Genomic DNA, 23,168 nt, shown 5'->3' with positions numbered 1-23,168 from the left:
CAGGAAAACCATGAACTACGCCCTCGATGCCCTGTGGTGGAAACTGACCGACCCTGCCGTGCGGGATTTAGCCTCGCTGCTGACCGCGCCGCCTTTGTGGCAAAGCGGTTGCGAATTGGGCGTGCGCGAACTACTGGGGGAACGCGGTTTCCGTTACCTTTTGGCATTGGATGCCAATCCCGCGCCGCTGAAGAAACACCTCGCCCGACGCGCCCCGTTCGGCCACCGCCTCGGCATTTACGCCGAAGAACTGTCGGCATTTTGGTTTGCCAACGCCCCACACACCGAACTGCTCGCGCACAACCTCACAGTTTCCGGTTCGGACGGCAATACGCAAGGCGCGGCGGATTTTGTGGCAAGGCTTAACGGCAAGCCCTACCATATCGAGCTGACCTGCAAATACTACGGCGGCGGCACGGGCAAACCCGAAAACATGCGCGGACTCAACCCCAAAGACACGCTGTTGGGAAAAGCCGCCAAGCTGACCGCCCAACTCGGTCTGCCGCACACTTCAGACGGCATCCGAACCTTGCGGCGACACGGTTTGCCGCTTACCGTAAAACCCGCGTCCGTCGTGCGCGGCATCGGATTTTTTCCACAAGGTTTCCATGCTTTTGAGCCGCCGCTTAATCCATACGGTTGGCGCGGCGTCTATATTCAAGATTGGGCGGAATACGGGTTTGAACGCCAAGAAGCCCGCTACCACCTGCTCGACCGTATGGCCTATCTCGCGCCTGCGCGTGTCGCCGAAACCGAAGCATTAAACGCAACCGAAATCCGCCGTATCGACCAAGGCTTGATTGCCGTTTTGGAATTACGGCCGGATGGCTTTTGGCACGAAATCGAACGCATTATGAAGTCCGTCTGAAACCCTTTCCCAACTTTAAGAGAACCCATTACATTATGAACGCCGCACAACTCGACCATACCGCCAAAGTTTTGGCTGAAATGCTGACTTTCAAACAGCCTTCCGATGCTGTCCTCTCTGCCTATTTCCGCGAACACAAAAAGCTCGGCCGCCAAGACCGCCACGAAATCGCCGAAACTGCCTTTGCCGCGCTGCGCCACTATCAAAAAATCAGTACTGCCCTGCGCCGTCCGCATGCGCAGCCGCGCAAAGCCGCTCTCGCTGCACTGGTTCTCGGCAGAAGCACCAACATCAGCCAAATCAAAGACCTGCTTGATGAAGAAGAAACAGAGTTCCTCGGCAATTTGAAAGCCCGTAAAACCGAGTTTTCAGACGGCCTGAATACCGCCGCAGAATTGCCGCAATGGCTGGTGGAACAATTGCAACAGCATTTGAGCGAAGAAGAAATCCTCGCCTTCGGCCGCAGCATCAACCAACCTGCCCCGCTCGACATCCGCGTCAATACCTTGAAAGGCAAACGCGACAAAGTATTGCCGCTGTTGCAAGCCGAAAGTGCCGATGCAGAAGCCACGCCTTATTCGCCTTGGGGCATCCGCCTGAAAAACAAAATCGCGCTTAACAAACACGAACTGTTTTTAGACGGCACACTGGAAGTCCAAGACGAAGGCAGCCAGCTGCTTGCCTTATTGGTGGGCGCAAAACGCGGCGAAATCATTGTCGATTTCTGTGCCGGTGCCGGCGGTAAAACCTTGGCTGTCGGTGCGCAAATGGCGAACAAAGGCAGAATCTACGCCTTCGACATTGCCGAAAAACGCCTTGCCAACCTCAAACCGCGCATGACCCGCGCCGGACTGACCAACGTCCACCCCGAACGCATCAGCAGCGAACACGATGCCCGTATCACCCGACTGGCAGGCAAAGCCGACCGCGTTTTAGTGGATGCGCCCTGCTCCGGCTTAGGCACACTGCGCCGCAATCCCGACCTCAAATACCGCCAATCCGCCGAGACCGTCGCCAAGCTTTTGGAACAGCAACACAGCATCCTCGATGCCGCATCCAAACTGGTGAAACCGCAAGGACGCTTGGTGTACGCCACTTGCAGCGTGTTGCCGGAAGAAAACGAGCTGCAAGTCGAACGCTTCCTGTCCGAACATCCCGAATTTGAACCCGTCAACTGCGCCGAGCTGCTGCAAAGCCTGAAAATCGATTTGGATACCGGAAAATACCTGCGCCTCGATTCGGCAAGACACCAAACCGACGGCTTCTTCGCCGCCGTATTGCAACGCAAATAACCCTGTTTAAACAAAATGCCGTCCGAACCCTTTTCAAAGCGTTCAGACGGCATTTCATCAATTAAAAATATCAAAACACCGCAGATTCAACCGATTCAACACCAAAGGCAGAAGCACGCTCCCATCGGATTTTATACGCACCGGGCTGCAATTTTCTTTTTCTTTGTCGAAATATACGGTAGCATAAACATATTCCAATGATATTTTTGGGAATCTGTTTTACTCCAATATATAAAGCACCATATAAGGCGGAGTTTCTTCCCCACTTTGACCCGAACCCGGAAAAGACACCGCCCGAGCCAATCCTGATGCTGCCTCGGCAGCCAACCATTAAGGAAACCCTAATGAACTTTTCTTTATCCGTCATCATATTTACCCTCGCCTCTTTCCTGCTCATACCGCCTGCCGAAGCCGCCGTCTTTACTTGGAAGGACGGCGGCGGCAACAGCTATTCGGATGTACCGAAACAGCTCCATCCTGACCAGAGCCAAATCCTCAACCTGCGGACGCGCCAAACCAAACCGGCGGTCAAGCCCAAACCTGCCGTCGATAAGAATGCGGACAGTGCGAAGGAAAACAAAAAGGATATTACCGAGAAAAACGGGCAGCTTGAGGAAGAAAAGAAAAAAATTGCCGAAACCGAACGGCAGAACAAAGAAGAAAACTGCCGGATTTCAAAAATGAACCTGAAGGCGGTGGGAAACTCAAATGCGAAAAACAAAGATGATTTAATTCGGAAATACAATAACGATGTGAACAAATACTGCCGTTGATCGGCTCTAGCGCAAACCCCATGCCGTCTGAAGCGGCACGGGGTTTGTTTATTTCTGCCAGTAGGTTTTGACGTTGACGAACTCGTACAGCCCGAATTCGGACAATTCACGCCCGTAACCGGAATCTTTGACTCCGCCGAAAGGCAGGCGCAAATCGCTGCTGGTATGGCGGTTGATAAACACCGATCCCGCCTGTATTTTTTCGGCAAACCGCCAGGCGCGTTCGGTATCGGCGGTATAAATACAGGCGCCGAGCCCGAACGGGGAATCATTGGCGAGCGCGATGGCGTGTTCTTCGTTTGCAGCACGCAAAATCAGGGCGGCCGGCCCGAATACTTCTTCTCTCCAGACGCGGCAGGCAGGATTTACCCTGTCTAAAACCGTTGCGGGGTAAAACCAGCCTCGCCCTTGTGGGATTTTTCCGCCGGCCAGGCATACCGCGCCGTTTGAAACGGCGTCTTCAACCTGCCCGTGAACCCGGTTCCGCAAATCTTCGCGGTGCAGCGGTGCAAGCGTGGTATCGGGATGTTTGGGGTCGCCCATTTTCAATTTGGCGCATTCGGCAAGAAACAGCGGGATGAAACGATCGGCTGCGGCTTCGGTTACGATGATGCGCTTGGCGGCGTTGCACGATTGCCCCGCATCGCGGAAACGGGAATAACAGGCTTCTGCGGCGGCGCGTTCCAAGTCGGCATCGGGCATCACGATAAAGGCGTTGCTGCCGCCGAGCTCCAAGACGGTTTTCTTGAGGTTTGCGCCCGCATGTGCCGCAAGGATGCGCCCCGTATGCGTCGAACCGGTAAACGCCATTGCGTCGGTGTGTTCGATGGCTTTGAGCGTGTCCGCCTCATCCAGCCACGCGCCTGCCAAAGGAATGCCGTCTGAAGCCAAATCGAACAGTGCCTGACTGACGCGTGCCACGCTGAGCGCGGGTTTGACGGCGCACGCGTTGCCCGCGCACATGGCGGGAACAGCGAAACGCAATACCTGCCAGACGGGATAGTTCCAAGGCATGACGGCAAACACCACGCCCAAAGGCTCGAAGCGCACCTGACTCAAACTCGCCTGCGTCGCAATGGTTTTGTGGGCAAGCAGTTCGGGGGCGAGGCGGGCGTAATAGCGTATCAGTTCGATAGACTTGACGATTTCCGCGCGGCATTCGTGCAGGCAGCGTCCGACTTCTTCGCACACCATTTCCGCAAAACGCTCTTTTTCCGCCTCCAAACGGTCGGCAAACCGCCTCAGACGCGCGGCACGTTCGGTTACGCCCAATTGCGCGAACGCCCTGCCGCGCATTTTCAAATCCGCCAGCCGCCGTTCAAACTCCGCATAATCTTGAGCGGGGCGGCGGTAAAGTGTTTCGCCCGTAAATACATTGACACTGTGAAACATCGAATCAACCTGCCAGTTGCGGGAATATCGTTTTCAGTCCCGACACAATAATCTCCACCGATACCGCCGCCAGCATCATACCCATAATGCGGTTTAAAATCGTCAGCCCCGTCGTGCCCAGCAGGCGGCTGACCTTCCCGGCAACGATTAAAATGGCATAACAAATCGCACTGACCACCAAACCGGCCACGATAATCAGCGCGATGTCGCTGTACGTTTTGGCTGCCGAAGCGTAAATAATCACGGTCGAAATACCGCCCGGGCCGATGGTGATCGGTATGGCGATGGGCACGACGGCAATCGCTCCGGCATTGCGGGCGGGGCGCGCCTGCCCCGTGTCCGGCTGCGCGCCGAGATTCTGCTTGGCGGGATTGTCGTTGCCGTTCATCATCGAAATGGCAATCAGCAACACCAAAATTCCGCCGCCGACCTGAAACGAACCGACGCTGATGCCCAAAACCTTCAGCAGCGTACCGCCGATCAGCGCAAATACCGCAATCACGGCAAACACGGCGACGGCGGCCGTCCGCGCAACCTTCCTGCGCTCCTTCGTGCTGTGCCCGTTGGTCAGGTCAAGGTAAAGCGACAACGCACTGAACGGATTAATCAGCACCAAAAAAGCCACAATCAGCTTGCCGATTTCCATACCCAATCCCATTATTTCCCCCTCCTTCAAACCCGTACGGCAGGCATTCGATGCTGCAAATTGCCGCCGCAACGGATTTTTCCGTTATAATTAAAAATTCAAGCAATACGCCCCATCATACCCGAACGACGGTATCTTTACCATCAGACAAGGATGCTTTTCATGGCACTGACACTTGCCGACGTAGACAAAATCGCCCGACTCTCCCGACTGCACCTGACTGCGGAAGAAAAAGAAAAATCGCTTCAAGAATTAAACGACATCTTCTCTATGGTCGAACAGATGCAAACCATCAACACAGACGGCATCGAACCGATGGCGCACCCGCACGAGGCCGCCCTGCGCCTGCGCGAAGACGAAGTAACCGAAACCGACCGCGCCGCCGAATATCAGGCGGTTGCGCCGGAAGTACGCAACCGTCTGTACATCGTACCGCAAGTTATCGAAGAATAATCCGAATACGCTTCAGACGGCATCAGCAATACCGCCCGAAGCCCTTTAAGGATGGAAGATTTATGACCCAATACACATTGAAACAGGCAGGCAGCCTGTTGCAGTCCAAACAGATTTCCGCCGTCGAACTGGCAAGCGAATACCTTGCCGCCATTGCCGAAAAAAATCCCGCCCTCAACGGCTACATCACCATCGACCAAGATAAAACCCTTGCAGAAGCCCGTGCCGCCGACGAACGTATCGCTCAGGGCAACGCTTCGGCACTTACCGGCGTACCCGTCGCCTACAAAGACATTTTCTGCCAAACCGGCTGGCGCAGCGCGTGCGCTTCCAAAATGCTCGACAACTTCATCTCCCCATACACGGCCACCGTCGTCCAAAACCTACTCGACGAAGGTATGGTAACGCTCGGCCGCACCAATATGGACGAGTTTGCTATGGGTTCGACCAATGAAAACTCTTTCTACGGCGCGGCCAAAAACCCGTGGAATCACGAACACGTCCCCGGCGGTTCGTCAGGGGGTTCGGCAGCCGTCGTTGCCGCGCGCCTCGCCCCTGCCTCGCTCGGTTCGGACACGGGTGGCTCTATCCGCCAACCCGCGTCGCACTGCGGCATTACCGGCATCAAACCCACATACGGCACGGTTTCCCGCTTCGGTATGGTCGCCTACGCCTCCAGCTTCGATCAGGCCGGTCCGATGGCGCAAACCGCCGAAGACTGCGCGATTCTGTTAAACGCAATGGCAGGTTTCGACCCCAAAGACTCCACCAGCCTCGAACGCGAAAAAGAAGATTACACCCGCGATTTGGACAAACCGCTTAAAGGCGTGAAAATCGGCCTGCCCAAAGAATACTTCAGCGAAGGCAACAGCGCCGATGTTCAGACGGCATTGCAGAACACCATTGATTTGCTGAAAGCGCAAGGCGCGGAATTGGTCGAAGTTTCCCTGCCGCAAACCAAGCTGTCCATCCCCGCCTACTACGTCCTTGCCTCCGCAGAAGCCGGCACCAACCTTTCACGTTACGACGGCGTGCGCTACGGACACCGCGCCGCCCAATTCGGCGATTTGGAAGAAATGTACGGCAAAACCCGCGCCGAAGGTTTCGGCAGCGAAGTCAAACGCCGCATCATGATCGGTACTTATGTACTGTCGCACGGCTACTACGATGCCTATTATCTCAAAGCCCAAAAACTGCGCCGCCTCGTTGCCGATGATTTTCAGACGGCATTTGCACGGTGCGACCTCATCCTCGCGCCAACCGCACCCTCCGCTGCACCCAAAATCGGAGCGGATGCTTCGCCGGTTGAAACCTACTTGAGCGACATTTACACCATCGCCGTCAACCTCGCCGGACTGCCCGCATTGACCCTGCCCGCAGGCTTCAGCGGCGGCGGACTGCCCGTCGGTGTTCAGCTTGTCGGCAACTACTTCGCCGAAGCCAAAATCCTCGGTGCGGCGCATCAAATCCAACTCAACAGCGATTGGCACGGCAAACGACCCGAATGAAGCAGAACCGCACCTTTACCTTCCCCGATTTTCGCACCGTTTACAGCTATGCCCCTTTATATCGGCTGCAACATTTAAAATACACATTGCGAAAATTTTTCGGAAAAAAAGAAATTTACGCCTTCGAGCAGTTTGTCAACGCCTCCCCTATCCGTCAGGGGCTGTTCCTCCACTGCCCGCAAAATGCCTATCCGCTGCTGCGCGAATTTGTTGACAGGCGTTTTAACTGCAAACGCCGTTTAGATGCGATGACGGCAGATTTTCTCATGGCGGAAAAACTGTTCGGCACAGACATTCTGCACCAAATGGAAGACTGCCGCTTCCATCTGGTCTTGGCACACCTTTCAGACGGCATCAGCTTGTGGCTCAACCGCAACGACAACTGCGTCGAAGAAGGCGCGTGGTCTTTATCTTTGCGCGATGAAGCAGGCAACCGGCTGTATATGGCGACCTTCGCCTTTGTCGGCACACACCTGCTGACAGCCTCCGTACAAGGGCCGTCAGGTGAAGAAGCCAAAGACACCGTCCGCCGCATAACCAAACAACTTCACGGCTTGCGTCCCCAACAACTGATGGTAACCGCGCTGCAATATTTCGCCGCCGCATTAAAATTAGACGGCGCGATAGGCATTGCACAAAAACATCAAGTCAAATTACGCTGGAAACTTAAAAAGCGCGTCAAAATGAATTACGACGCATTCTGGCAGGAATACGGCGCAAGTTTGGAACGGGACGGCTACTGGCATCTCCCCCAAACCCCCGCCCGCAAAGACCTTGCCGATATCGAAAGCAAAAAACGCTCGATGTACCGCAAACGTTATGAAATGCTGGACAACATGGTTGCAGAGATGAAGGACAGTCTGAAAACGGAAGCACGCGGCATTTCAGACGGCATCCAAACGGAAAAACCGCTCCGCCGGACAGCCTGACGCGAAGACTATCGAATTGATATTTTAGAGAAAGAACCTCTTATGACCTGGGAAACCGTAATCGGCTTGGAAATCCACGTCCAATTGAACACCAAATCCAAAATCTTCAGCGGTGCATCGACCGCATTCGGCGCAGAACCCAACGCGCACGCCAGCGTGGTGGAATGCGCGCTGCCGGGCGTGCTTCCGGTAATGAACCGCGAAGTCGTTGAAAAAGCCATCAAATTGGGTTTGGCCTTGGATGCAAAAATCAACCGGAAAAACGTGTTCGACCGCAAAAACTACTTCTATCCCGACTTGCCGAAAGGCTATCAAATCAGCCAGTTGGATTTGCCGATTGTCGAACACGGCAAATTGGAAATCGTAGTCGGCGACGATGTGAAAATCATCAACGTAACCCGCGCCCACATGGAAGAAGACGCAGGCAAATCCGTGCACGAGGGCTTGAACGGCGCGACCGGCATCGACCTGAACCGCGCCGGCACGCCGCTGTTGGAAGTGGTATCCGAACCCGAAATGCGCTCCGCCGCCGAAGCCGTTGCCTACGCCAAAGCCTTACACAGCTTGGTAACCTGGCTGGACATCTGTGACGGCAATATGGCGGAAGGTTCGTTCCGCGTCGATGCCAACGTATCCGTGCGTCCGAAAGGTCAAGCGGAATTCGGCACGCGCCGCGAGATTAAAAACCTCAATTCCTTCCGTTTCTTGGAGCAGGCAATCAATTACGAAGTGGAAGCGCAAATCGAGATTTTGGAAGACGGCGGCAAAGTACAGCAGGCAACGATGCTGTTCGACCCGGAAAAAGGCGAAACCCGCGTGATGCGTTTGAAAGAAGACGCGCACGACTACCGCTACTTCCCCGACCCAGATTTGTTGCCCGTTATCATTTCAGACGACCGGTTGCAAAAAGCCAAAGCAGAAATGCCCGAACTGCCGAAAGAAATGGCGGCGCGTTTCGTGGCGGATTACGGCGTGTCCGAATACGACGCGCGCCTGCTCACCGCCAGCCGCGCACAGGCTGCCTATTTTGAAGAAGCCGCCAAAGAAAGCGGACAGGGCAAGCTGACTGCTAACTGGATGAACGGCGAACTCGCCGCCGCGCTGAACAAAGCCGGTTTGGAACTTGCCGACAGCCCGATTACCGCCCCGCGCCTCGCCGCACTGGTGGGCAAAATCGCCGACGGCACATTAAGCGGCAAACTGGCGAAAAAAGCCTTTGAAGCCATGTGGGCAGAACCCGAAGCCACCATTGCCGAAATCATTGAAAAACACGGCTTGCAGCAAATGACCGATACCGGCGCAGTTGAAGCCATTGTGGACGAAGTGCTGGCAAACAACGCCAAAGCCGTGGAACAATTCAAATCCGGCAACGAAAAAGCCCTGAATGCGATTGTGGGACAAGTAATGAAGGCCAGCAAAGGCAAAGCCAACCCCGCGCAGGTTCAAGAGCTGATTAAAGCCAAACTTGCCTGACAAGCAAGATGCCGTCTGAAACCCAAATCCGACGTTCAGACGGCATTTTCACAGTCTGACCACATTAAAACAGCATAAAAAACAATATGAACCACACCGTTACCCTGCCCGACCAAACCACCTTTGCCGCCAACGAAGGCGAAACCGTTTTGGCCGCTGCCGCCCGTCAAAACCTCAATCTGCCCCATTCCTGCAAAAGCGGTGTCTGCGGACAATGCAAAGCCGAACTGGTCAGCGGCGATATTCAAATGGGCGGACACTCGGAACAGGCTTTATCCGAAGCAGAAAAAGCGCAAGGCAAGATTTTGATGTGCCGCACCACCGCGCAAAGCGACATCAGCATCAACATCCCCGGCTACAAAGCCGATGCCCTACCCGTCCGCACCCTGCCCGCACGCATCGAAAGCATTGTTTTCAAACACGATGTCGCCCTCCTGAAACTTGCCCTGCCCAAAGCCCCGCCGTTTACTTTCTACGCCGGGCAATACATTGATTTACTGCTGCCGGGCAACGTCAGCCGCAGCTACTCCATCGCCAATTCGCCCGACCAAGAAGGCATTTTGGAACTACACATCCGCAGGCGCGAAAACGGTGTCTGCTCGGAAATGATTTTCGGCAGCGAACCCAAAGTCAAAGAAAAAGGCATCGTCCGCGTTAAAGGCCCGCTCGGTTCGTTTACCTTACAGGAAGACAGCGGCAAGCCCGTCATCCTGCTGGCAAGCGGCACAGGCTACGCCCCCATCCGCAGCATCCTGCTCGACCTTATCCGCCAAGACAGCAGCCGCACCGTCCATTTCTACTGGGGCGCGCGTCATCAAGATGATTTGTATGCCCTCGAAGAAGCACAAGGGTTGGCATGCCGTCTGAAAAACGCCTGCTTCACCCCCGTATTGTCCCGCCCCGGAAAGGGCTGGCAAGGAAGAAAAGGCCACGTACAAGACATCGCGGCACAAGACTACCCCGACCTGTCGGAATACGAAGTGTTTGCCTGCGGCTCCCCTGTCATGACCGAACAAGCAAAAAATCTGTTTGTGCAACAGCATAAGCTACCGGAAAACTTGTTTTTCTCCGACGCATTCACGCCGTCCGCATCATAATTCCCCGGTGAGGCAAGGTTTTCAGAATTGGCAATCCTATTTAAAATTTCAGGAGAGGGTTAGACAATTAAGAAATAACAGTAAATTTAACCATTAAATTTTAATTTAACGAAGATCTTATAATGAATAGTTTGAGCAATTCAATTTTTTTCGAAAAGCCTAATCCATTTGGCGAATGTCATATCACTCAAATAGAAAATTTTGAAAAAAAATTTTCAATCAAAATTCCTAAAGATTATAGAAACTATTTATGCCATTTTAATGGGGCTAAACCAATAAATACAATTTGTTCATTTAATAGTAATGGTGGGACTATTGTTCATCATATGTATGGGTTACATAACCATGAAGCATACAGATTGAAAGTAGAAAAAGGTATGTTATTGTTTGCAGAAGATTCTTTCGGCAATCATTTTGCTATAAATGTAAGTAATGGTGAAAATTATGGTTTTGTATATTTTATTGATACAGAACTTATCGATACAGAGTTTAATGCCCAAAGTATCGTCATGCTTAATAAGACATTTGATGCTTTTATATCATCTTTAACCTCCGAAGATATGTTTTTGGATGACTTAGAAAAAGAAAATCCTGAAATATACGCAAGAATAAAGGAATTCAAAAAGAATCCACAAATATAGTAAGCTATAGTAAAAGGGCAGTAATTATGCAAAAAAAAAATAATACTTTCTTTAAAAGAAAAAATAGAGGGTATAGGTAATAATGTAGATCATATCTTACTCGCAACTTTAATTCTTAAATGGTTACATGATTATCCTGGTTTAGAGAAAGAATTTTTAGATCACCGTTCAAATATTTCTAAATTTATGAATATAGAAATTTTAGATATCCCTAATTATCCAATAAAAAAATCACTAATTAGTTTTTACGATTTAAAAGCTCTTAAACGGGAAATAGATATTTCCATGCAAAGAAATAATCCATATATTTATCAATCGCTACAAAATTTTTTAGAGAATTTATTTATTATTCAAGAACCAGATATGGAATGTAATATTTGCCATGGCACCTATGGTTTTGATTTATGGAAGGAAATCGAGACTAATAGATTAGTTTATTGCTGCAAAACATGTGCATTCTCAGAATATGTTAATGGGGAATTTAGAAATAATGAAAATCACCTTACCATTCCAACAAATGATGATTTGAGTTTATTGAATACATAATTAGTAGAATAAAATGAAACAACGTAATCAAAAAACTAAAATTTGGACAGAGAATGAAGTTGAGCAGTCATTAAATGAATTTAATGATATTTTGCTTAATAATACATTTCTTATTGATGATTTAAAAAAGAAGTTTTTAGCAACAAGTGCCTATTGTTTATCTATGCTTCCGGAAGAAGAAGATATATATAAAATATTAGTCAATGGCACTAAAATTGTAAATTTAGAATTTAACAAGCATGCAAATACATCATATATTACAAATGTAATTGATATTGATGAGTATATAGAAACATTAAATAATGAAGCTTGCAAATTATTTTTTAGGTTGGCAAAAAAAATTGGTATGCAGAATATAAATATTTAGTCTGCGTAGCCTGTGCAACATACTAATCGTGAAATGGTAGGGTGTGCATTCATGTATACGCGGTTTGGGCTTCACGGAATTTTATTTCAGACCGTCTGAAAATACTGCGTGGGTAACAAGTTGCCCACCCTGCGCGTGCTTGCCGTGTATGCTAAAAATGACATTACTATCAGCTCAGGCATCCATACCGGCCAAGTTATAGAATAAGTTATAGAAAACCATGTTTACATTTTTCATCATGAGAAGCTTAGGACTGAATTAAATCTTGTTTTAGATAACCTCAAAAGAGGATTCAGGCTTTCCGTTCGGAACACAAAAAACTTCCCGTCCGTATTTTCCCCATGAAAAAATGCCGTCTGAAACCTGATTCCGGTTTTCAGACGGCATATGTTTTTTCCCGTTCAAGGCGACAGCCGCTCGCGTATCCAGCCGCCATCCAGCAAACGGTATTGGATGCGGTCGTGCAGCCTGCTCGGCCTGCCCTGCCAGAACTCAAGCAAATCGGGAATCACAATATAGCCGCCCCAATGCGGCGGACGGGGAACGTGCAGAGGATGTTTGAGTCCGACCGCCGCCGCCTTTGCCACCAATACCGCCTTGTTCAGAATCACCTCGCTCTGCGCGCTTGCCCACGCACCCAAACGGCTCTGATACGGGCGGCTCTCAAAATATTCGTCCGACAACTTCTCCGCCAGCCTTTCGACACGCCCTTCCACGCGCACCTGACGCTCCAGCTCCGGCCAAAAAAACGTCATCGCCGCAAACGGACAGGCATCCAGCGAACGCCCCTTGCGACTGTGATAATTCGTAAAGAAAACAAAACCTTCAGAATTAACTTCCTTCAGCAGTACCATACGGCTGTTGGGTCTGCCGCGTCCGTCGACCGCCGCCACATTGACCGCCGTCGGCTCGTTGACCTGTGCGCGTACCGCCTCGTCCAACCACCGCTCGAACTGCTCGATCGGATTGTCGGCGCAATCGGCTTCCGACAATTCCCGTTTGCTGTAATCTTCCCGAATATTGTGCAAATCCATGTTACCGCTCCTCTTGTCATTTGAAAGATTCTACCCCCGCACGCAAACTGATTTCAACCGTTGCACAAACTTTGCCCCGACCCCAAGCCGCAACAACGATTTCATCCGCAAACACGCCACATAAGGTACAATAGCGAACCGTCCGACCGAGGGCGGCATTTTATCAACCCGTCCTGCCGCACACGCCGCAGAAGAACCGCTTTATCAAGCGAGTTAGGAAAAATGATGTCCAAGCAACCCACCAGCAAACGCCAATGGCGCGACGGCGCAGCCCCGTCTGCCAAGAAAACCGCCAAACCTTTCAAAAGCAAAGCCCGTCCCAAAGACGAAACGCGCAAAACCGCCGCCAAAGCTTACGGACAAAAAGCTTCAGACGGCATCAAGCCGCAAAACGCCCCCAAACAGCGCGCCGCCAAAGCCAAAAAACTCGTCGTCCGCAATCCCAACCAAAAAATTATGGAACACGCGCGCGATTTGAAAGAACGCCGCAGCGACCTATCGCGCATGGAACCCGAACGCCTGCAAAAAGTGCTTGCCGCGTCCGGCGTCGGCTCGCGCCGCGAAATGGAAGAATGGATCAACAACGGCTGGGTAACGGTCAACGGCAAAACCGCGCAACTGGGCGACAAAGTCACCCCCGACGACCACGTTACCGTCAAAGGCAGCATCATCAAGCTCAAATGGGCGGACCGCCTGCCGCGCATCATCCTGTATTACAAACAAGAAGGCGAAATCGTCTCCCGCGACGACCCGCAAGGCAGGGTCAGCATCTTCGACCGCCTGCCGCAGGCCGCCAGCAGCCGCTGGGTCGCCATCGGACGCTTAGACATCAACACCAGCGGCCTGCTCATCCTCACTACCTCCGGCGAACTCGTCCAACGTTTCGCCCATCCCAGCTTCGAAGTTGAACGCGAATACGCCGTGCGCGTACTGGGCGGGCTGACCGGCGAACAAATGCGCGTCCTCACCGAAGAAGGCGTAATGCTCGAAGACGGCTTGGCAAAAGTCGAACGCATCTACGAACAAGGCGGCGAAGGCGCGAACAAATGGTACAACGTCGTAATTAAAGAAGGCCGCAACCGCGAAGTGCGCCGTATTTTTGAAAGTCAAGGGCTCACCGTCAGCCGCCTCGTGCGCGTCGGCTTCGGCCCCATCGGACTGCCCAACCGCCTCAAACGCGGACAGTTCTACGAACTCAACCCCGCCGAAGTCGCCAACATCCTCAAATGGGCGGACATGCTGCTACCGGGCGAACGCCGCCGCAAAAAAGCCTAAACCCGCCAAAACACAAAAATGCCGTCTGAAACATCTGCTGTTTCAGACGGCATTTTATTCGGGCGTTTTCAGGAGAAAAGGTCGAGTGCTTTGACAAAGACCATCACCACGCCGTAGGCGAGCGGTATGACGGCCAATGCCCAACGCCACCAGACCGATATGCCGCCGCCGGAAACTTTTTCGCCCACAAGGTAAGCGTCGGATATGGCGGTTTCGTCATCGGGGTTGCCGCTGCGTGCGGCGGTTTTGATGTCTTTTTCGTGGTGTTTTTCGTGTACGGATTTGACGGCGAGGTTGCACAGCAGTCCGATAATCAGCAGGCCCGCCATAATGTACATGGTTACGCTGTATGCCTGTGCTGCCGGTATGCCGCTGTCGATTTGGCTTTGGCGTATGTAATTGACCAGTACCGGGCCGATGACGGCGGCGGTTGACCAGGCCAGCAGGATGCGCCCGTGAATCGCGCCGACCTGATAGGTGCCGAACAGGTCTTTCAGGTAGGCGGGAATGGCGGCAAATCCGCCGCCGTACATGGAAATAATCACGCAAAAGCCGATGATGAACAGGGCTTTGCTGCCGCCCTCGCCGATGGAGGGAACGGCGAAATACAGCAGCGAACCGAGTACGAAGAAGATGGTGTAGGTGTTTTTGCGTCCGATTTTGTCGGAAACGCTCGACCATAAAAAGCGTCCGCCCATGTTAAACAGGCTCAGGAGGCTGACGAAGCCTGCCGCCGCACCTGCGCCGACTGACGCCTGCCTGCCTACGGAGGTTTCGGAAAAGAGTTCCTGAATCATCACGGATGCCTGACCCAATACGCCAATGCCGGCGGTTACGTTCAGGCACAATACCCAGAACAACAGCCAAAATTGCGGCGTTTTCATGGCTTGTGACACGTTGACATGATTGCTGCTGACCAGCTTGTTTTGCGTTTTCGGCGCGGTATAGCCTTCAGGTTTCCAGCCGTCGGCAGGTACGCGGATGGTAAACGCGCCGAACATCATCAGTGCGAGGTAAAGCAGGCCCAATACGGCAAAGGTTTCAACAACCCCGACTGAAGCGGCGTTTGAAAAGGCGTTCATCAGTGATACGGAAAGCGGAGAGGCCAGCATTGCGCCGCCGCCGAAACCCATAATCGCCAAACCGGTCGCCATACCCGGCTTGTCGGGAAACCATTTCATCAGTGTGGAAACCGGCCCGATGTAGCCTAAGCCTAAGCCTACGCCACCGATGACGCCGTTGCCCAAATAAAGCAGGAAGAGGTTGTGCGTACTCACGCCGAATGCGGATACGAAGAAGCCCAGGCTGAAACAGCAGGCGGCGGCAAATATGGCTTTGCGCGGCCCTACCCGTTCCATCCATGTGCCGAACAGGGCGGCCGACGCGCCCAGCATCGCGAGTGCGATACTGAAAATCCAACCTACGGTCGTCAGCTTCCAATCTCCGGCCGCCGATTCGGTTATGCCGATAAGTTTGGTCAGCGGCGCGTTGAATACGGAATAGGCGTAAATCTGCCCGATGGCAAGGTGCACCGCCAATGCTGCGGGCGGTACGAGCCAACGGTTGAAACCCGGCTTGGCAATGCTTGCCTCACGGTCTAAAAACTTCATAACATCCTCTTTCTGTCAGTTGAAAAATAAAATTTCGTTTTCTCAATATAACTTATTGAAAATTATAAAAATATTGGGTTGGTTTTTATCCACCCCAAGATGCCCCGTCTGAAACATTTCGGGTGTACGGAGAGGTTTCTGTTTTTTCCGATAAATTCCTGCGGCTTTTCGCTTCCGGATTCCCGCTTTTGCGGGAATGACGAATTAAAGATTATCTTAAGGTCAAGGGACTGGATTCCCGCTTTCGCGGGAATGACGGCGGCGGGTTGCTGTTTTTTGTTTATAAATTTCTGTAACTTTGAATTTCAGCCATCTTCAATAAATTATCGAAACGTATCAATCGTCATTCCCGCGTAGGCGGGAATCCGGTTTTTTGAGTTTCAGTCATTTCTAATACATTCCCACCACTTTTCGCTTCCAGATTCCCGCTTTTGCGAGAATGACGAATTAAAGATTATCTTAAGGTCAAGGGACTGGATTCCCGCTTTCGCGAGAATGACGGCGGCAGGTTGCTGTTTTTTATTTATAAATTTCTGTAACTTTGAATTTCAGCCATCTTCAATAAATTATCGAAACGTATCAATCGTCATTCCCGCGCAGGCGGGAATCCAGTCCGTTCGATTTCGTTTTTTTTAAGTTTCGAGTAACTTCTGACTCATCATTCCCGAGCAGGCGGAATCCGTTTTTTGAGTTTCGGTCATTTCTAATACATTCCCACCACTTTTCGCTTCTGGATTCCCGCTTTTGCGGGAATGACGGCAGAGGGGGAGCGGTTTTTCCGATTGGGTTTAAATACAATCAAACAAATCCTGCTGCCCTTGTTCTTTGCTTACGCGCACGTCGGTTTCGCCGTCGGCGAAAGTAATGTGCAGCTTCTGCCCCTGCTTCAAAACATCGGCGTTGCGGATGACTTGTCCGCGTGTATTTTTGACGACGGAAAAGCCGCGTTCCAGAATGTGCTGCGGCGAAACGGCTTCGAGCAGGGAGGCTTGGGCGGTCAGGCTTTGGCGGCGCCGGGCGAGCAGCTGGCGGAAGGCGTGCGACAAGGTCGTCTGAAAACGCTCGATGTCTTGCCGGTAAACGGAAATATCGGGGCGGCAATGTTGCAGGGCTTGGGTTTGGCGTTCGAAACGGGCGGTGTGGGCGCGGACGTTTTGCGTCATCGAGTAAGACAGGGTTTGCGCCAGTTTGTGAATGTAGGTGTGCTGTTCGTCGAGTTTTTGGCGCGGATGACGGATTTGCCGCACAAGCCAGTCGAGTTTTTGGCTGGCATCGAAATAGCGTTGTTCCAAAACGGTTTTCAGACGGCCTTGGGCTTGGGCGAGGCGATGTAGAGATTCTTGACGGTTGGGGCTGACCAACTCTGCCGCGCCGGTCGGTGTCGGTGCGCGAACGTCGGCGACGAAATCGGCGAGCGTGAAATCGGTTTCGTGGCCTACGCCGCTGACGATCGGAATCGCGCAGGCTTCGATTGCGCGTACGACCGGTTCTTCGTTAAACGCCCACAAGTCTTCAATGCTGCCACCGCCGCGACAGACAATCAACACGTCGCATTCGGCGCGTTGCGATGCGGTTTTAATCGCTTGTGCGATTTGTAACTCGCTGCCTGTGCCTTGAACGGGTGTCGGATAAACGATAACGGGGATTTCGGGCGCGCGGCGGTTTAAGGTGGTCACGACATCGCGTAAAGCCGCCGCCGCTAAGCTGGTGACGATGCCGATGCATTGCGGACGGACGGGCAAAGGTTTTTTGCGTTCCGCCGCAAACGCGCCTTCCGCCTGCAACTGCGCCTTCAACCGCTCATAGGCTTCGTAAAGCTGCCCCAAACCTTTGAGCCGTACCTCGTTCACCGTAATCTGAAATTCGCCCCGCGCCTCGTAAATGCTGATTTTGCCCGACACTTCGATATGGTCGCCTTCTTTCAAAGGCTTCGCCAAACGCGCCGCCGCACCTTTGAACATCGCGCAACGCACCTGCGCGCGGCTGTCTTTGAGCGAGAAATAATAATGTCCGCTGGCGGCGCGGGTCAGGTTGGACACTTCGCCGGCAATCCACAAACCGGCAAGGTGGTTTTCCAAAAGACTTTTGGCAAATGCGTTCAACTCAGAAACGGACAATACGTCAGAATGAAAAAAATCAGACATCGAATCAATCAAATAGTAAAAAATATAAATATGTTTTGAAGCCTAAGGCGGCATCGAGCCGCCTAAATTGTCAACAATATTATAACACGCGCCATCTTGCCGCCCGCCTTTTCCCATATGACTTTTTTAAGCGGGGAATGGGAAAAATATTCATCAACCTGCCTGCAATCTATTCAAATTGAACCGCCGACAAGCTATGATGCGGATATTTTCGACAGGAGGAAAAATGGATACGCAGGCAGTTATCACACATATCGCCCGATGGTTGGACGAATACGCCGCCCGGGCAAATGCAAAAGGGTTTGTCGTGGGCGTTTCCGGCGGCATCGATTCCGCCGTCGTCTCCGCACTCGCCGCCCGCACCGGCCGCACCACGCTGCTTCTGGATATGCCGATACGCCAACACCCCGACCAGCTTGAGCGGGCAAGGCTGCACATCCGCAATCTGCAACGGCAATATGCCAATGTAAGCGCGCAAACGGTCGATCTGACCGACACCTTCCAGACCTTTGAGCAAACCGTCGGCATTCATCAGACGGCATTTGACAATCAGCCGCTTTCCCTCGCCAACGCCAGAAGCCGCCTGCGTATGCTGACCCTGTACTACTACGGGCAGATACACGGACTGCTGGTTACAGGGACAGGCAATAAAATTGAAGATTTCGGCGTAGGATTTTTTACCAAATACGGTGACGGCGGCGTGGACATCAGCCCGATTGCCGACCTAACCAAAACCCAGGTTTACCGGCTTGCCGAAGCATTAGGCGTGGACGAGGCGATTCAAAAAGCCCCTCCGACCGATGGCCTGTGGGATACGGAACGCACCGACGAGGAACAGATGGGCGCAAGCTATCCCGAACTGGAGTGGGCAATGGGCGTGTACGGCACGCGCAAACCCGAAGATTTTGAAGGGCGGCGGCGCGAAATTCTGGAAATCTATACGCGGCTGCACCGCGCCATGCAGCACAAAATCAACCCTATTCCCGTGTGCCGCATTCCACCCGAATTGCTGGGCTGAAACATGAAAATGCCGTCTGAAACGGAAAACCGTGTTTCAGACGGCATGGAAATATCCGACTCCTATCCCTTAAGAATCGAGTACGCGGGCAAACAAAATATCGTTTTCTAAATGAATGTGGTCGTTCAAATCCTCCACCATTTCTTTGGCCAAAGCGTAAAGCCGCGTCCAGCTTCCGCAAGCCCCTTCGGGCGCGTGGAAATCATTGGTCAGCTCTTTGAGCCGTGCGATGGCGCGGTCGTGTTCTTCATGTTCGTGCATCATCACGCTGATCGGCATCGCCGCCCCCCGGCCAACACCCTGATTAATCATCGGAAACAGCATCCTTTCCTCTTTCATCATATGCATCAGCAGTTCGTTCTGCATATAGGCAAGCAGCTCGGCAATTTTCGCCAGAAAGGTGTCGGCATGAACTTGGGCCACTTTTTGCGCCAGCGGCACCAATTCTTCAAATTGTGCACGGTGTACATTGTGGTAGCGTTGCAGGATATGATCGACAGTCGCACCAAAGGGGGCGGTTTCCCAAACGGAAAAATCAGTCATGGCAGGGTTCCTTTTATAGGGTTTTAGGGTTTATTTTTAACATTCATATTTTAAGAATCTATTTAAACAAAGCATACACCACCCGCGCGCTTCTGTACAGCCTCAAACATATTTATTACATTTTGATAATAAAAGTAATTTTCAGAAATATAATGCGACCCGTGCCGTCGGATGAATTTGCAAAGACGATGAGGGCGGTACAAAAAAACTATTATCCGAACATCCCCCTTGAAACTTTTGCGTTCAAGCCCTATTCTGCACACTATCCCACTAATCCAAACCTAAAAGGAAAATTTGATGAGCAGCGAATTGATTGTACACACCAGCGATGCCGCTTTTGAAAAAGACGTTTTAAATGCAGATATCCCCGTCCTGCTGGACTTTTGGGCTCCGTGGTGCGGCCCCTGCAAAATGATTGCCCCTATTTTGGACGACATTGCCGCCGAATTTGAAGGTCGTCTGAAAGTGGTCAAACTCAATATCGATGACAATGAAGCCACCCCGTCCCGTTTCGGCGTACGCGGTATTCCGACCCTGATGGTGTTCAAAAACGGCGAAGTCGTCGCCACCAAAGTCGGCGCATTGGCAAAAGGTCAGCTGACTGCCTTTGTTGAGGCTTCCATCGCCTAACGGCAATATGAAAAAAAGCCGCCGGAATTTAATCCGACGGCTTTTTTTGTTTTAAGCCTTTTTACGGATTTCCCAACACTGATGGATTTTTTTGTTGCGGAAATCGTCGGGAACGGACTGCTTGGAAATGTCTTTGACGGCGTATTGTTCCGATACCGAATCGTCCAAGACGAAGCTGCGCAAGTTGTTGGAGAAGTACAAAAGACCGTCTGAAGCGAGCAGCTTCATCGCGCCGTCAATCAGCTTTTTGTGGTCGCGCTGAATGTCGAGGATGTCGGACATTTTCTTGCTGTTGGAAAAACTGGGCGGGTCCATCACAATGAGGTCGAACTGCCTGCCTTCCCCATATGCCGTCTGAAGATATTGGAACACGTCGGCGCGGACGATTTTGTGCCGTTCCATATCGATGCCGTTCAATTCAAAATTGCGCTTCGCCCAATCGAGATACGTGTTGGACAAATCAACGGTTTCACTGGACGCTGCTCCGCCGGTGGCTGCATAGACGGTAAAGCTGCCGGTGTAAGAAAACAGGTTTAAAAACCGTTTGCCCGCCGCCGTTTCGCCGACTTTTTTGCGCGTGTTTCGATGATCCAAAAAAAGCCCCGTATCCAAATACTTATCAAGGTTGACCCAAAACTTGCGGCCGTTTTCGGTGATGACGAAATCGTCGCCCGCCTTTCCGGTTTTCTCGTATTGCTGCAAACCTTTTTGGCGTTCGCGGCGTTTGAGGTGGATTTGTTCGGGCGCAAAACCTGTAACGAAAGCGATGGCTTCCAAGACTTCGGCAAGCCACGCTTCATATTCTTCGGGCCGCATCAGCCAGCCGGTATCGTATTCCTGAAGGTGAATTCGATCTCCGTAAACATCGGCGGCAAAAGGGAATTGCGGGATGTCGCGGTCGTAAATGCGCCAGGCTTCGATGCCGTTGCGTTTCGCCCATTTCATAAGGTGTTTGATGTTTTTGCCCAAGCGGTTGGCAAACGGTGTGATGTCGGTCATTGATTTCAGGCGGAATAAAGTGGAAAACGGCAATTTTACTGTAATTAACGCCCGATTGCTTGACCGTTTCGGGCAAACCCTATACCATCCGCCGCTTATCTTGTCATACGAAGCCATCGCCTTCCAACCTAAACCGCCCTTACGGGCGCGTTTCTTTTGTTGCTTTGATTTTGCAAAGCGTATCTGTGCAGGTTGCCGTCGATGTAAACCACAAGCGAGCCGCTTGCGACAACCCTGTAACTTCACATTCCCCGTATCGTTACCCTTCCCTGCTTCAGGCCGTCTGAACCTTTCGGACGCGGGCGTTGTTGTCTTCCAAGGATAGCTATGTCTATTAAATTTGCCGATTTGAACCTCGATAAAAACATTTTGTCCGCCGTGCGCAGCGAGGGTTACGAAAGCCCAACCCCGATTCAGGCGCAAGCGATTCCGTTTGCTTTGGATGGCCGCGACATTATGGCTTCGGCACAAACCGGTTCCGGCAAAACCGCAGCCTTCCTGCTGCCGACTTTGCAAAAACTGACCAAACGCAGCGAAAAACCAGGCAAAGGCCCGCGCGCTTTGGTATTGACCCCGACCCGCGAATTGGCGGCGCAAGTCGAGAAAAACGCGCTGGCGTATGCCAAAAATATGCGTTGGTTCCGTACCGTCAGCATTGTCGGTGGCGCGTCTTTCGGCTATCAAACCCGCGCCCTGAGCAAACCCATCGATCTGATTGTCGCCACGCCGGGCCGTCTGATGGACTTGATGCAAAGCGGCAAAGTCGATTTCGCCCGTTTGGAAGTGCTGATTTTGGACGAAGCCGACCGTATGTTGGATATGGGCTTTATCGACGACATCGAAACCATCGTGGAAGCAACGCCGAGCGACCGTCAGACTTTATTGTTCTCCGCCACTTGGGACGGCGCGGTCGGCAAACTGGCGCGCAAACTGACCAAAGACCCTGAAATCATCGAAGTCGAACGCGTGGACGACCAAGGCAAAATCGAAGAACAACTGCTGTACTGCGACGATATGCGCCACAAAAACCGCCTGCTCGACCACATCCTGCGTGATGCCAACATCGACCAATGCGTGATTTTCACGTCCACCAAAGCCATGACCGAAGTCATCGCGGATGAATTGTACGAAAAAGGTTTCGCCGCCAACTGCCTGCACGGCGATATGCCGCAGGGCTGGCGCAACCGCACGCTGATGGATTTGCGCAAAGGCCGCTGCAAAATTTTGGTTGCCACCGACGTTGCCGCACGCGGTATCGACGTGCCGACCATTACCCACGTCATCAACTACGACTTGCCGAAACAGGCGGAAGACTACGTTCACCGCATCGGACGCACCGGCCGCGCAGGGCGTACCGGCATTGCGATGACTTTTGCCGAAGTAAACGAATACGTCAAAGTACACAAAATTGAAAAATACATCGGTCGCAAATTGCCTGAGCTGACCATCGAAGGCATGGAACCGACCCGCAAGCGCAAATCCGCAAGCGGCAAGCCGAAAGGTAAAGGCGGCTGGGGCGATCGCAAATCCGGCGGCTGGCGCGACGATCATAAACCGGGCAAAGAAGGCTTCGGCGGCAAAACGCGCGGCGAAGGTTTCAAGAAAGAAGGCTTTAAGAAAGATAGTTTCAAAAAAACCGGCGAAGGCTTCAAAGGCAAACACAAAGCCGGCGATTCTTTTGTAGGCAAAAGCGAACGCCGTTACAAAGACCGCTAAGCCCCAACCTGCCGCATAAACCAATGCCGTCTGAAACCGATTTCGGGTTTCAGACGGCATTTTTGTATAGTGGATTAACAAAAATCAGGACAATGCGACGAAGCCGCAGACAGTACAATAGTACGGAACCGATTCACTTGGTGCTTCAGCACCTTAGAGAATCGTTCTCTTTGAGCTAAGGCGAGGCAACGCCGTACTGCTTTTTGTTAATCCA

22 protein-coding genes are annotated in these 23,168 nt (G+C 52.1%); 15 read left to right on the top strand and 7 right to left on the bottom strand.

The features are described from left to right. Positions 1–10: 10 nt before the first annotated feature. From Q3O12_RS02110 to Q3O12_RS02100, 3 genes are all read left to right on the top strand, one after another. Positions 11–868, top strand: a complete 858-nt coding sequence (locus tag Q3O12_RS02110; protein ID WP_301669119.1) for a DUF1853 family protein — start codon at positions 11–13, stop codon at positions 866–868. 35 nt (positions 869–903) lie between these two features. Next, on the top strand, positions 904–2,160 hold the full coding sequence (locus Q3O12_RS02105) for an RsmB/NOP family class I SAM-dependent RNA methyltransferase (protein ID WP_301669118.1): 1,257 nt from the start codon (positions 904–906) through the stop codon (positions 2,158–2,160). 344 nt (positions 2,161–2,504) lie between these two features. After that, positions 2,505–2,933 (top strand): DUF4124 domain-containing protein, encoded by a 429-nt coding sequence (locus Q3O12_RS02100; RefSeq protein WP_301669101.1) that lies wholly within the window; start codon positions 2,505–2,507, stop codon positions 2,931–2,933. A 48-nt stretch (positions 2,934–2,981) separates the two neighbouring features. Here Q3O12_RS02100 and Q3O12_RS02095 read toward each other — a convergent pair whose 3' ends face one another. Together Q3O12_RS02095 and Q3O12_RS02090 are read right to left on the bottom strand one after the other, a co-directional pair. Next, the gene (locus Q3O12_RS02095; RefSeq protein WP_301669100.1) at positions 2,982–4,325 is read right to left on the bottom strand and encodes an aldehyde dehydrogenase family protein; all 1,344 of its coding nucleotides are present in this window, start codon (positions 4,323–4,325) and stop codon (positions 2,982–2,984) included. Between the two features lie 4 nt (positions 4,326–4,329). Further along, positions 4,330–4,983: a MarC family protein gene (locus Q3O12_RS02090; RefSeq protein ID WP_301669099.1), complete on the bottom strand. Its 654-nt coding sequence runs from the start codon at positions 4,981–4,983 to the stop codon at positions 4,330–4,332. Positions 4,984–5,133: 150 nt separating this feature from the next. Here Q3O12_RS02090 and gatC point away from each other — a divergent pair, with 150 nt between their 5' ends. The 8 genes from gatC (at position 5,134) to Q3O12_RS02050 (ending at position 11,985) form a co-directional block, all read left to right on the top strand. Beyond that, positions 5,134–5,424: an Asp-tRNA(Asn)/Glu-tRNA(Gln) amidotransferase subunit GatC gene (gatC, locus tag Q3O12_RS02085; protein WP_118814611.1), complete on the top strand. Its 291-nt coding sequence runs from the start codon at positions 5,134–5,136 to the stop codon at positions 5,422–5,424. 62 nt (positions 5,425–5,486) lie between these two features. Continuing rightward, positions 5,487–6,932, top strand: coding sequence for an Asp-tRNA(Asn)/Glu-tRNA(Gln) amidotransferase subunit GatA (gene gatA, locus Q3O12_RS02080; RefSeq protein WP_301669098.1), 1,446 nt, complete (start codon positions 5,487–5,489; stop codon positions 6,930–6,932). Further along, positions 6,929–7,861, top strand: a complete 933-nt coding sequence (locus Q3O12_RS02075; protein ID WP_301669097.1) for a VirK/YbjX family protein — start codon at positions 6,929–6,931, stop codon at positions 7,859–7,861. The genes gatA and Q3O12_RS02075 overlap by 4 nt, the downstream gene beginning before the upstream one ends. A 42-nt stretch (positions 7,862–7,903) precedes the next feature. Continuing rightward, positions 7,904–9,334 carry an Asp-tRNA(Asn)/Glu-tRNA(Gln) amidotransferase subunit GatB gene (gatB, locus tag Q3O12_RS02070; protein WP_301669096.1) on the top strand — a complete coding sequence of 477 codons (1,431 nt, stop codon included), beginning with the start codon at positions 7,904–7,906 and terminating at the stop codon, positions 9,332–9,334. A gap of 86 nt (positions 9,335–9,420) precedes the next feature. Then, the gene (locus tag Q3O12_RS02065) at positions 9,421–10,431 is read left to right on the top strand and encodes a 2Fe-2S iron-sulfur cluster-binding protein (RefSeq protein ID WP_301669095.1); all 1,011 of its coding nucleotides are present in this window, start codon (positions 9,421–9,423) and stop codon (positions 10,429–10,431) included. A gap of 122 nt (positions 10,432–10,553) precedes the next feature. Next, entirely contained in the window at positions 10,554–11,072 is a 519-nt protein-coding gene (locus tag Q3O12_RS02060) for an SMI1/KNR4 family protein (RefSeq protein WP_301669093.1), read from the top strand. 186 nt (positions 11,073–11,258) lie between these two features. After that, positions 11,259–11,618 carry a hypothetical protein gene (locus Q3O12_RS02055; RefSeq protein ID WP_301669092.1) on the top strand — a complete coding sequence of 120 codons (360 nt, stop codon included), beginning with the start codon at positions 11,259–11,261 and terminating at the stop codon, positions 11,616–11,618. A 13-nt stretch (positions 11,619–11,631) separates the two neighbouring features. Continuing rightward, positions 11,632–11,985, top strand: coding sequence for a hypothetical protein (locus tag Q3O12_RS02050; RefSeq protein WP_301669091.1), 354 nt, complete (start codon positions 11,632–11,634; stop codon positions 11,983–11,985). A 401-nt stretch (positions 11,986–12,386) separates the two neighbouring features. On the opposite strand, the gene pdxH is transcribed toward Q3O12_RS02050, so the two are convergent. Continuing rightward, positions 12,387–13,019, bottom strand: coding sequence for a pyridoxamine 5'-phosphate oxidase (pdxH, locus tag Q3O12_RS02045; protein WP_301669090.1), 633 nt, complete (start codon positions 13,017–13,019; stop codon positions 12,387–12,389). A 225-nt stretch (positions 13,020–13,244) separates the two neighbouring features. Here pdxH and Q3O12_RS02040 point away from each other — a divergent pair, with 225 nt between their 5' ends. Next, entirely contained in the window at positions 13,245–14,294 is a 1,050-nt protein-coding gene (locus Q3O12_RS02040; RefSeq protein ID WP_301669117.1) for a pseudouridine synthase, read from the top strand. Positions 14,295–14,362: 68 nt separating this feature from the next. Here the strand turns inward: Q3O12_RS02040 and Q3O12_RS02035 are convergent, their stop codons facing one another. Both Q3O12_RS02035 and xseA read right to left on the bottom strand, forming a co-directional pair. Beyond that, positions 14,363–15,904, bottom strand: a complete 1,542-nt coding sequence (locus tag Q3O12_RS02035; protein ID WP_301669089.1) for an L-lactate MFS transporter — start codon at positions 15,902–15,904, stop codon at positions 14,363–14,365. Positions 15,905–16,692: 788 nt separating this feature from the next. After that, entirely contained in the window at positions 16,693–18,048 is a 1,356-nt protein-coding gene (gene xseA, locus Q3O12_RS02030) for an exodeoxyribonuclease VII large subunit (RefSeq protein ID WP_301669088.1), read from the bottom strand. A 196-nt stretch (positions 18,049–18,244) separates the two neighbouring features. On the opposite strand from xseA, the gene nadE reads away from it, so the two are divergent. After that, complete coding sequence (gene nadE / locus Q3O12_RS02025; protein WP_301669087.1) at positions 18,245–19,066, top strand: NAD(+) synthase; 822 nt, start codon at positions 18,245–18,247, stop codon at positions 19,064–19,066. A gap of 69 nt (positions 19,067–19,135) precedes the next feature. Here nadE and dnrN read toward each other — a convergent pair whose 3' ends face one another. After that, positions 19,136–19,609 (bottom strand): iron-sulfur cluster repair protein DnrN, encoded by a 474-nt coding sequence (gene dnrN / locus Q3O12_RS02020; protein WP_301669086.1) that lies wholly within the window; start codon positions 19,607–19,609, stop codon positions 19,136–19,138. Positions 19,610–19,906: 297 nt separating this feature from the next. Here dnrN and trxA point away from each other — a divergent pair, with 297 nt between their 5' ends. After that, entirely contained in the window at positions 19,907–20,239 is a 333-nt protein-coding gene (gene trxA, locus Q3O12_RS02015; protein ID WP_003674588.1) for a thioredoxin TrxA, read from the top strand. A gap of 51 nt (positions 20,240–20,290) precedes the next feature. Here trxA and Q3O12_RS02010 read toward each other — a convergent pair whose 3' ends face one another. Beyond that, complete coding sequence (locus Q3O12_RS02010; protein WP_301669085.1) at positions 20,291–21,238, bottom strand: class I SAM-dependent methyltransferase; 948 nt, start codon at positions 21,236–21,238, stop codon at positions 20,291–20,293. Between the two features lie 327 nt (positions 21,239–21,565). Here Q3O12_RS02010 and Q3O12_RS02005 point away from each other — a divergent pair, with 327 nt between their 5' ends. Next, positions 21,566–22,954: a DEAD/DEAH box helicase gene (locus tag Q3O12_RS02005; RefSeq protein WP_301669084.1), complete on the top strand. Its 1,389-nt coding sequence runs from the start codon at positions 21,566–21,568 to the stop codon at positions 22,952–22,954. The last annotated feature ends 214 nt before the right edge of the window (positions 22,955–23,168 follow it).

The sequence above is a fragment of the Neisseria benedictiae genome, from assembly GCF_958267435.1.
GTDB classification, from domain to species: domain Bacteria; phylum Pseudomonadota; class Gammaproteobacteria; order Burkholderiales; family Neisseriaceae; genus Neisseria; species Neisseria bergeri.
This window is presented reverse-complemented; position numbering and strand designations above follow the sequence as displayed.

Coding starts and splice junctions, on each gene's coding strand:
- Q3O12_RS02110 (WP_301669119.1), top strand. CDS start 11: ATGAACTACGCCCTCGATGCCCTGTGGTGGAAACTGACCGACCCTGCC.
- Q3O12_RS02105 (WP_301669118.1), top strand. CDS start 904: ATGAACGCCGCACAACTCGACCATACCGCCAAAGTTTTGGCTGAAATG.
- Q3O12_RS02100 (WP_301669101.1), top strand. CDS start 2,505: ATGAACTTTTCTTTATCCGTCATCATATTTACCCTCGCCTCTTTCCTG.
- Q3O12_RS02095 (WP_301669100.1), bottom strand. CDS start 4,325: ATGTTTCACAGTGTCAATGTATTTACGGGCGAAACACTTTACCGCCGC.
- Q3O12_RS02090 (WP_301669099.1), bottom strand. CDS start 4,983: ATGGGATTGGGTATGGAAATCGGCAAGCTGATTGTGGCTTTTTTGGTG.
- gatC (WP_118814611.1), top strand. CDS start 5,134: ATGGCACTGACACTTGCCGACGTAGACAAAATCGCCCGACTCTCCCGA.
- gatA (WP_301669098.1), top strand. CDS start 5,487: ATGACCCAATACACATTGAAACAGGCAGGCAGCCTGTTGCAGTCCAAA.
- Q3O12_RS02075 (WP_301669097.1), top strand. CDS start 6,929: ATGAAGCAGAACCGCACCTTTACCTTCCCCGATTTTCGCACCGTTTAC.
- gatB (WP_301669096.1), top strand. CDS start 7,904: ATGACCTGGGAAACCGTAATCGGCTTGGAAATCCACGTCCAATTGAAC.
- Q3O12_RS02065 (WP_301669095.1), top strand. CDS start 9,421: ATGAACCACACCGTTACCCTGCCCGACCAAACCACCTTTGCCGCCAAC.
- Q3O12_RS02060 (WP_301669093.1), top strand. CDS start 10,554: ATGAATAGTTTGAGCAATTCAATTTTTTTCGAAAAGCCTAATCCATTT.
- Q3O12_RS02055 (WP_301669092.1), top strand. CDS start 11,259: ATGAATATAGAAATTTTAGATATCCCTAATTATCCAATAAAAAAATCA.
- Q3O12_RS02050 (WP_301669091.1), top strand. CDS start 11,632: ATGAAACAACGTAATCAAAAAACTAAAATTTGGACAGAGAATGAAGTT.
- pdxH (WP_301669090.1), bottom strand. CDS start 13,019: ATGGATTTGCACAATATTCGGGAAGATTACAGCAAACGGGAATTGTCG.
- Q3O12_RS02040 (WP_301669117.1), top strand. CDS start 13,245: ATGTCCAAGCAACCCACCAGCAAACGCCAATGGCGCGACGGCGCAGCC.
- Q3O12_RS02035 (WP_301669089.1), bottom strand. CDS start 15,904: ATGAAGTTTTTAGACCGTGAGGCAAGCATTGCCAAGCCGGGTTTCAAC.
- xseA (WP_301669088.1), bottom strand. CDS start 18,048: ATGTCTGATTTTTTTCATTCTGACGTATTGTCCGTTTCTGAGTTGAAC.
- nadE (WP_301669087.1), top strand. CDS start 18,245: ATGATGCGGATATTTTCGACAGGAGGAAAAATGGATACGCAGGCAGTT.
- dnrN (WP_301669086.1), bottom strand. CDS start 19,609: ATGACTGATTTTTCCGTTTGGGAAACCGCCCCCTTTGGTGCGACTGTC.
- trxA (WP_003674588.1), top strand. CDS start 19,907: ATGAGCAGCGAATTGATTGTACACACCAGCGATGCCGCTTTTGAAAAA.
- Q3O12_RS02010 (WP_301669085.1), bottom strand. CDS start 21,238: ATGACCGACATCACACCGTTTGCCAACCGCTTGGGCAAAAACATCAAA.
- Q3O12_RS02005 (WP_301669084.1), top strand. CDS start 21,566: ATGTCTATTAAATTTGCCGATTTGAACCTCGATAAAAACATTTTGTCC.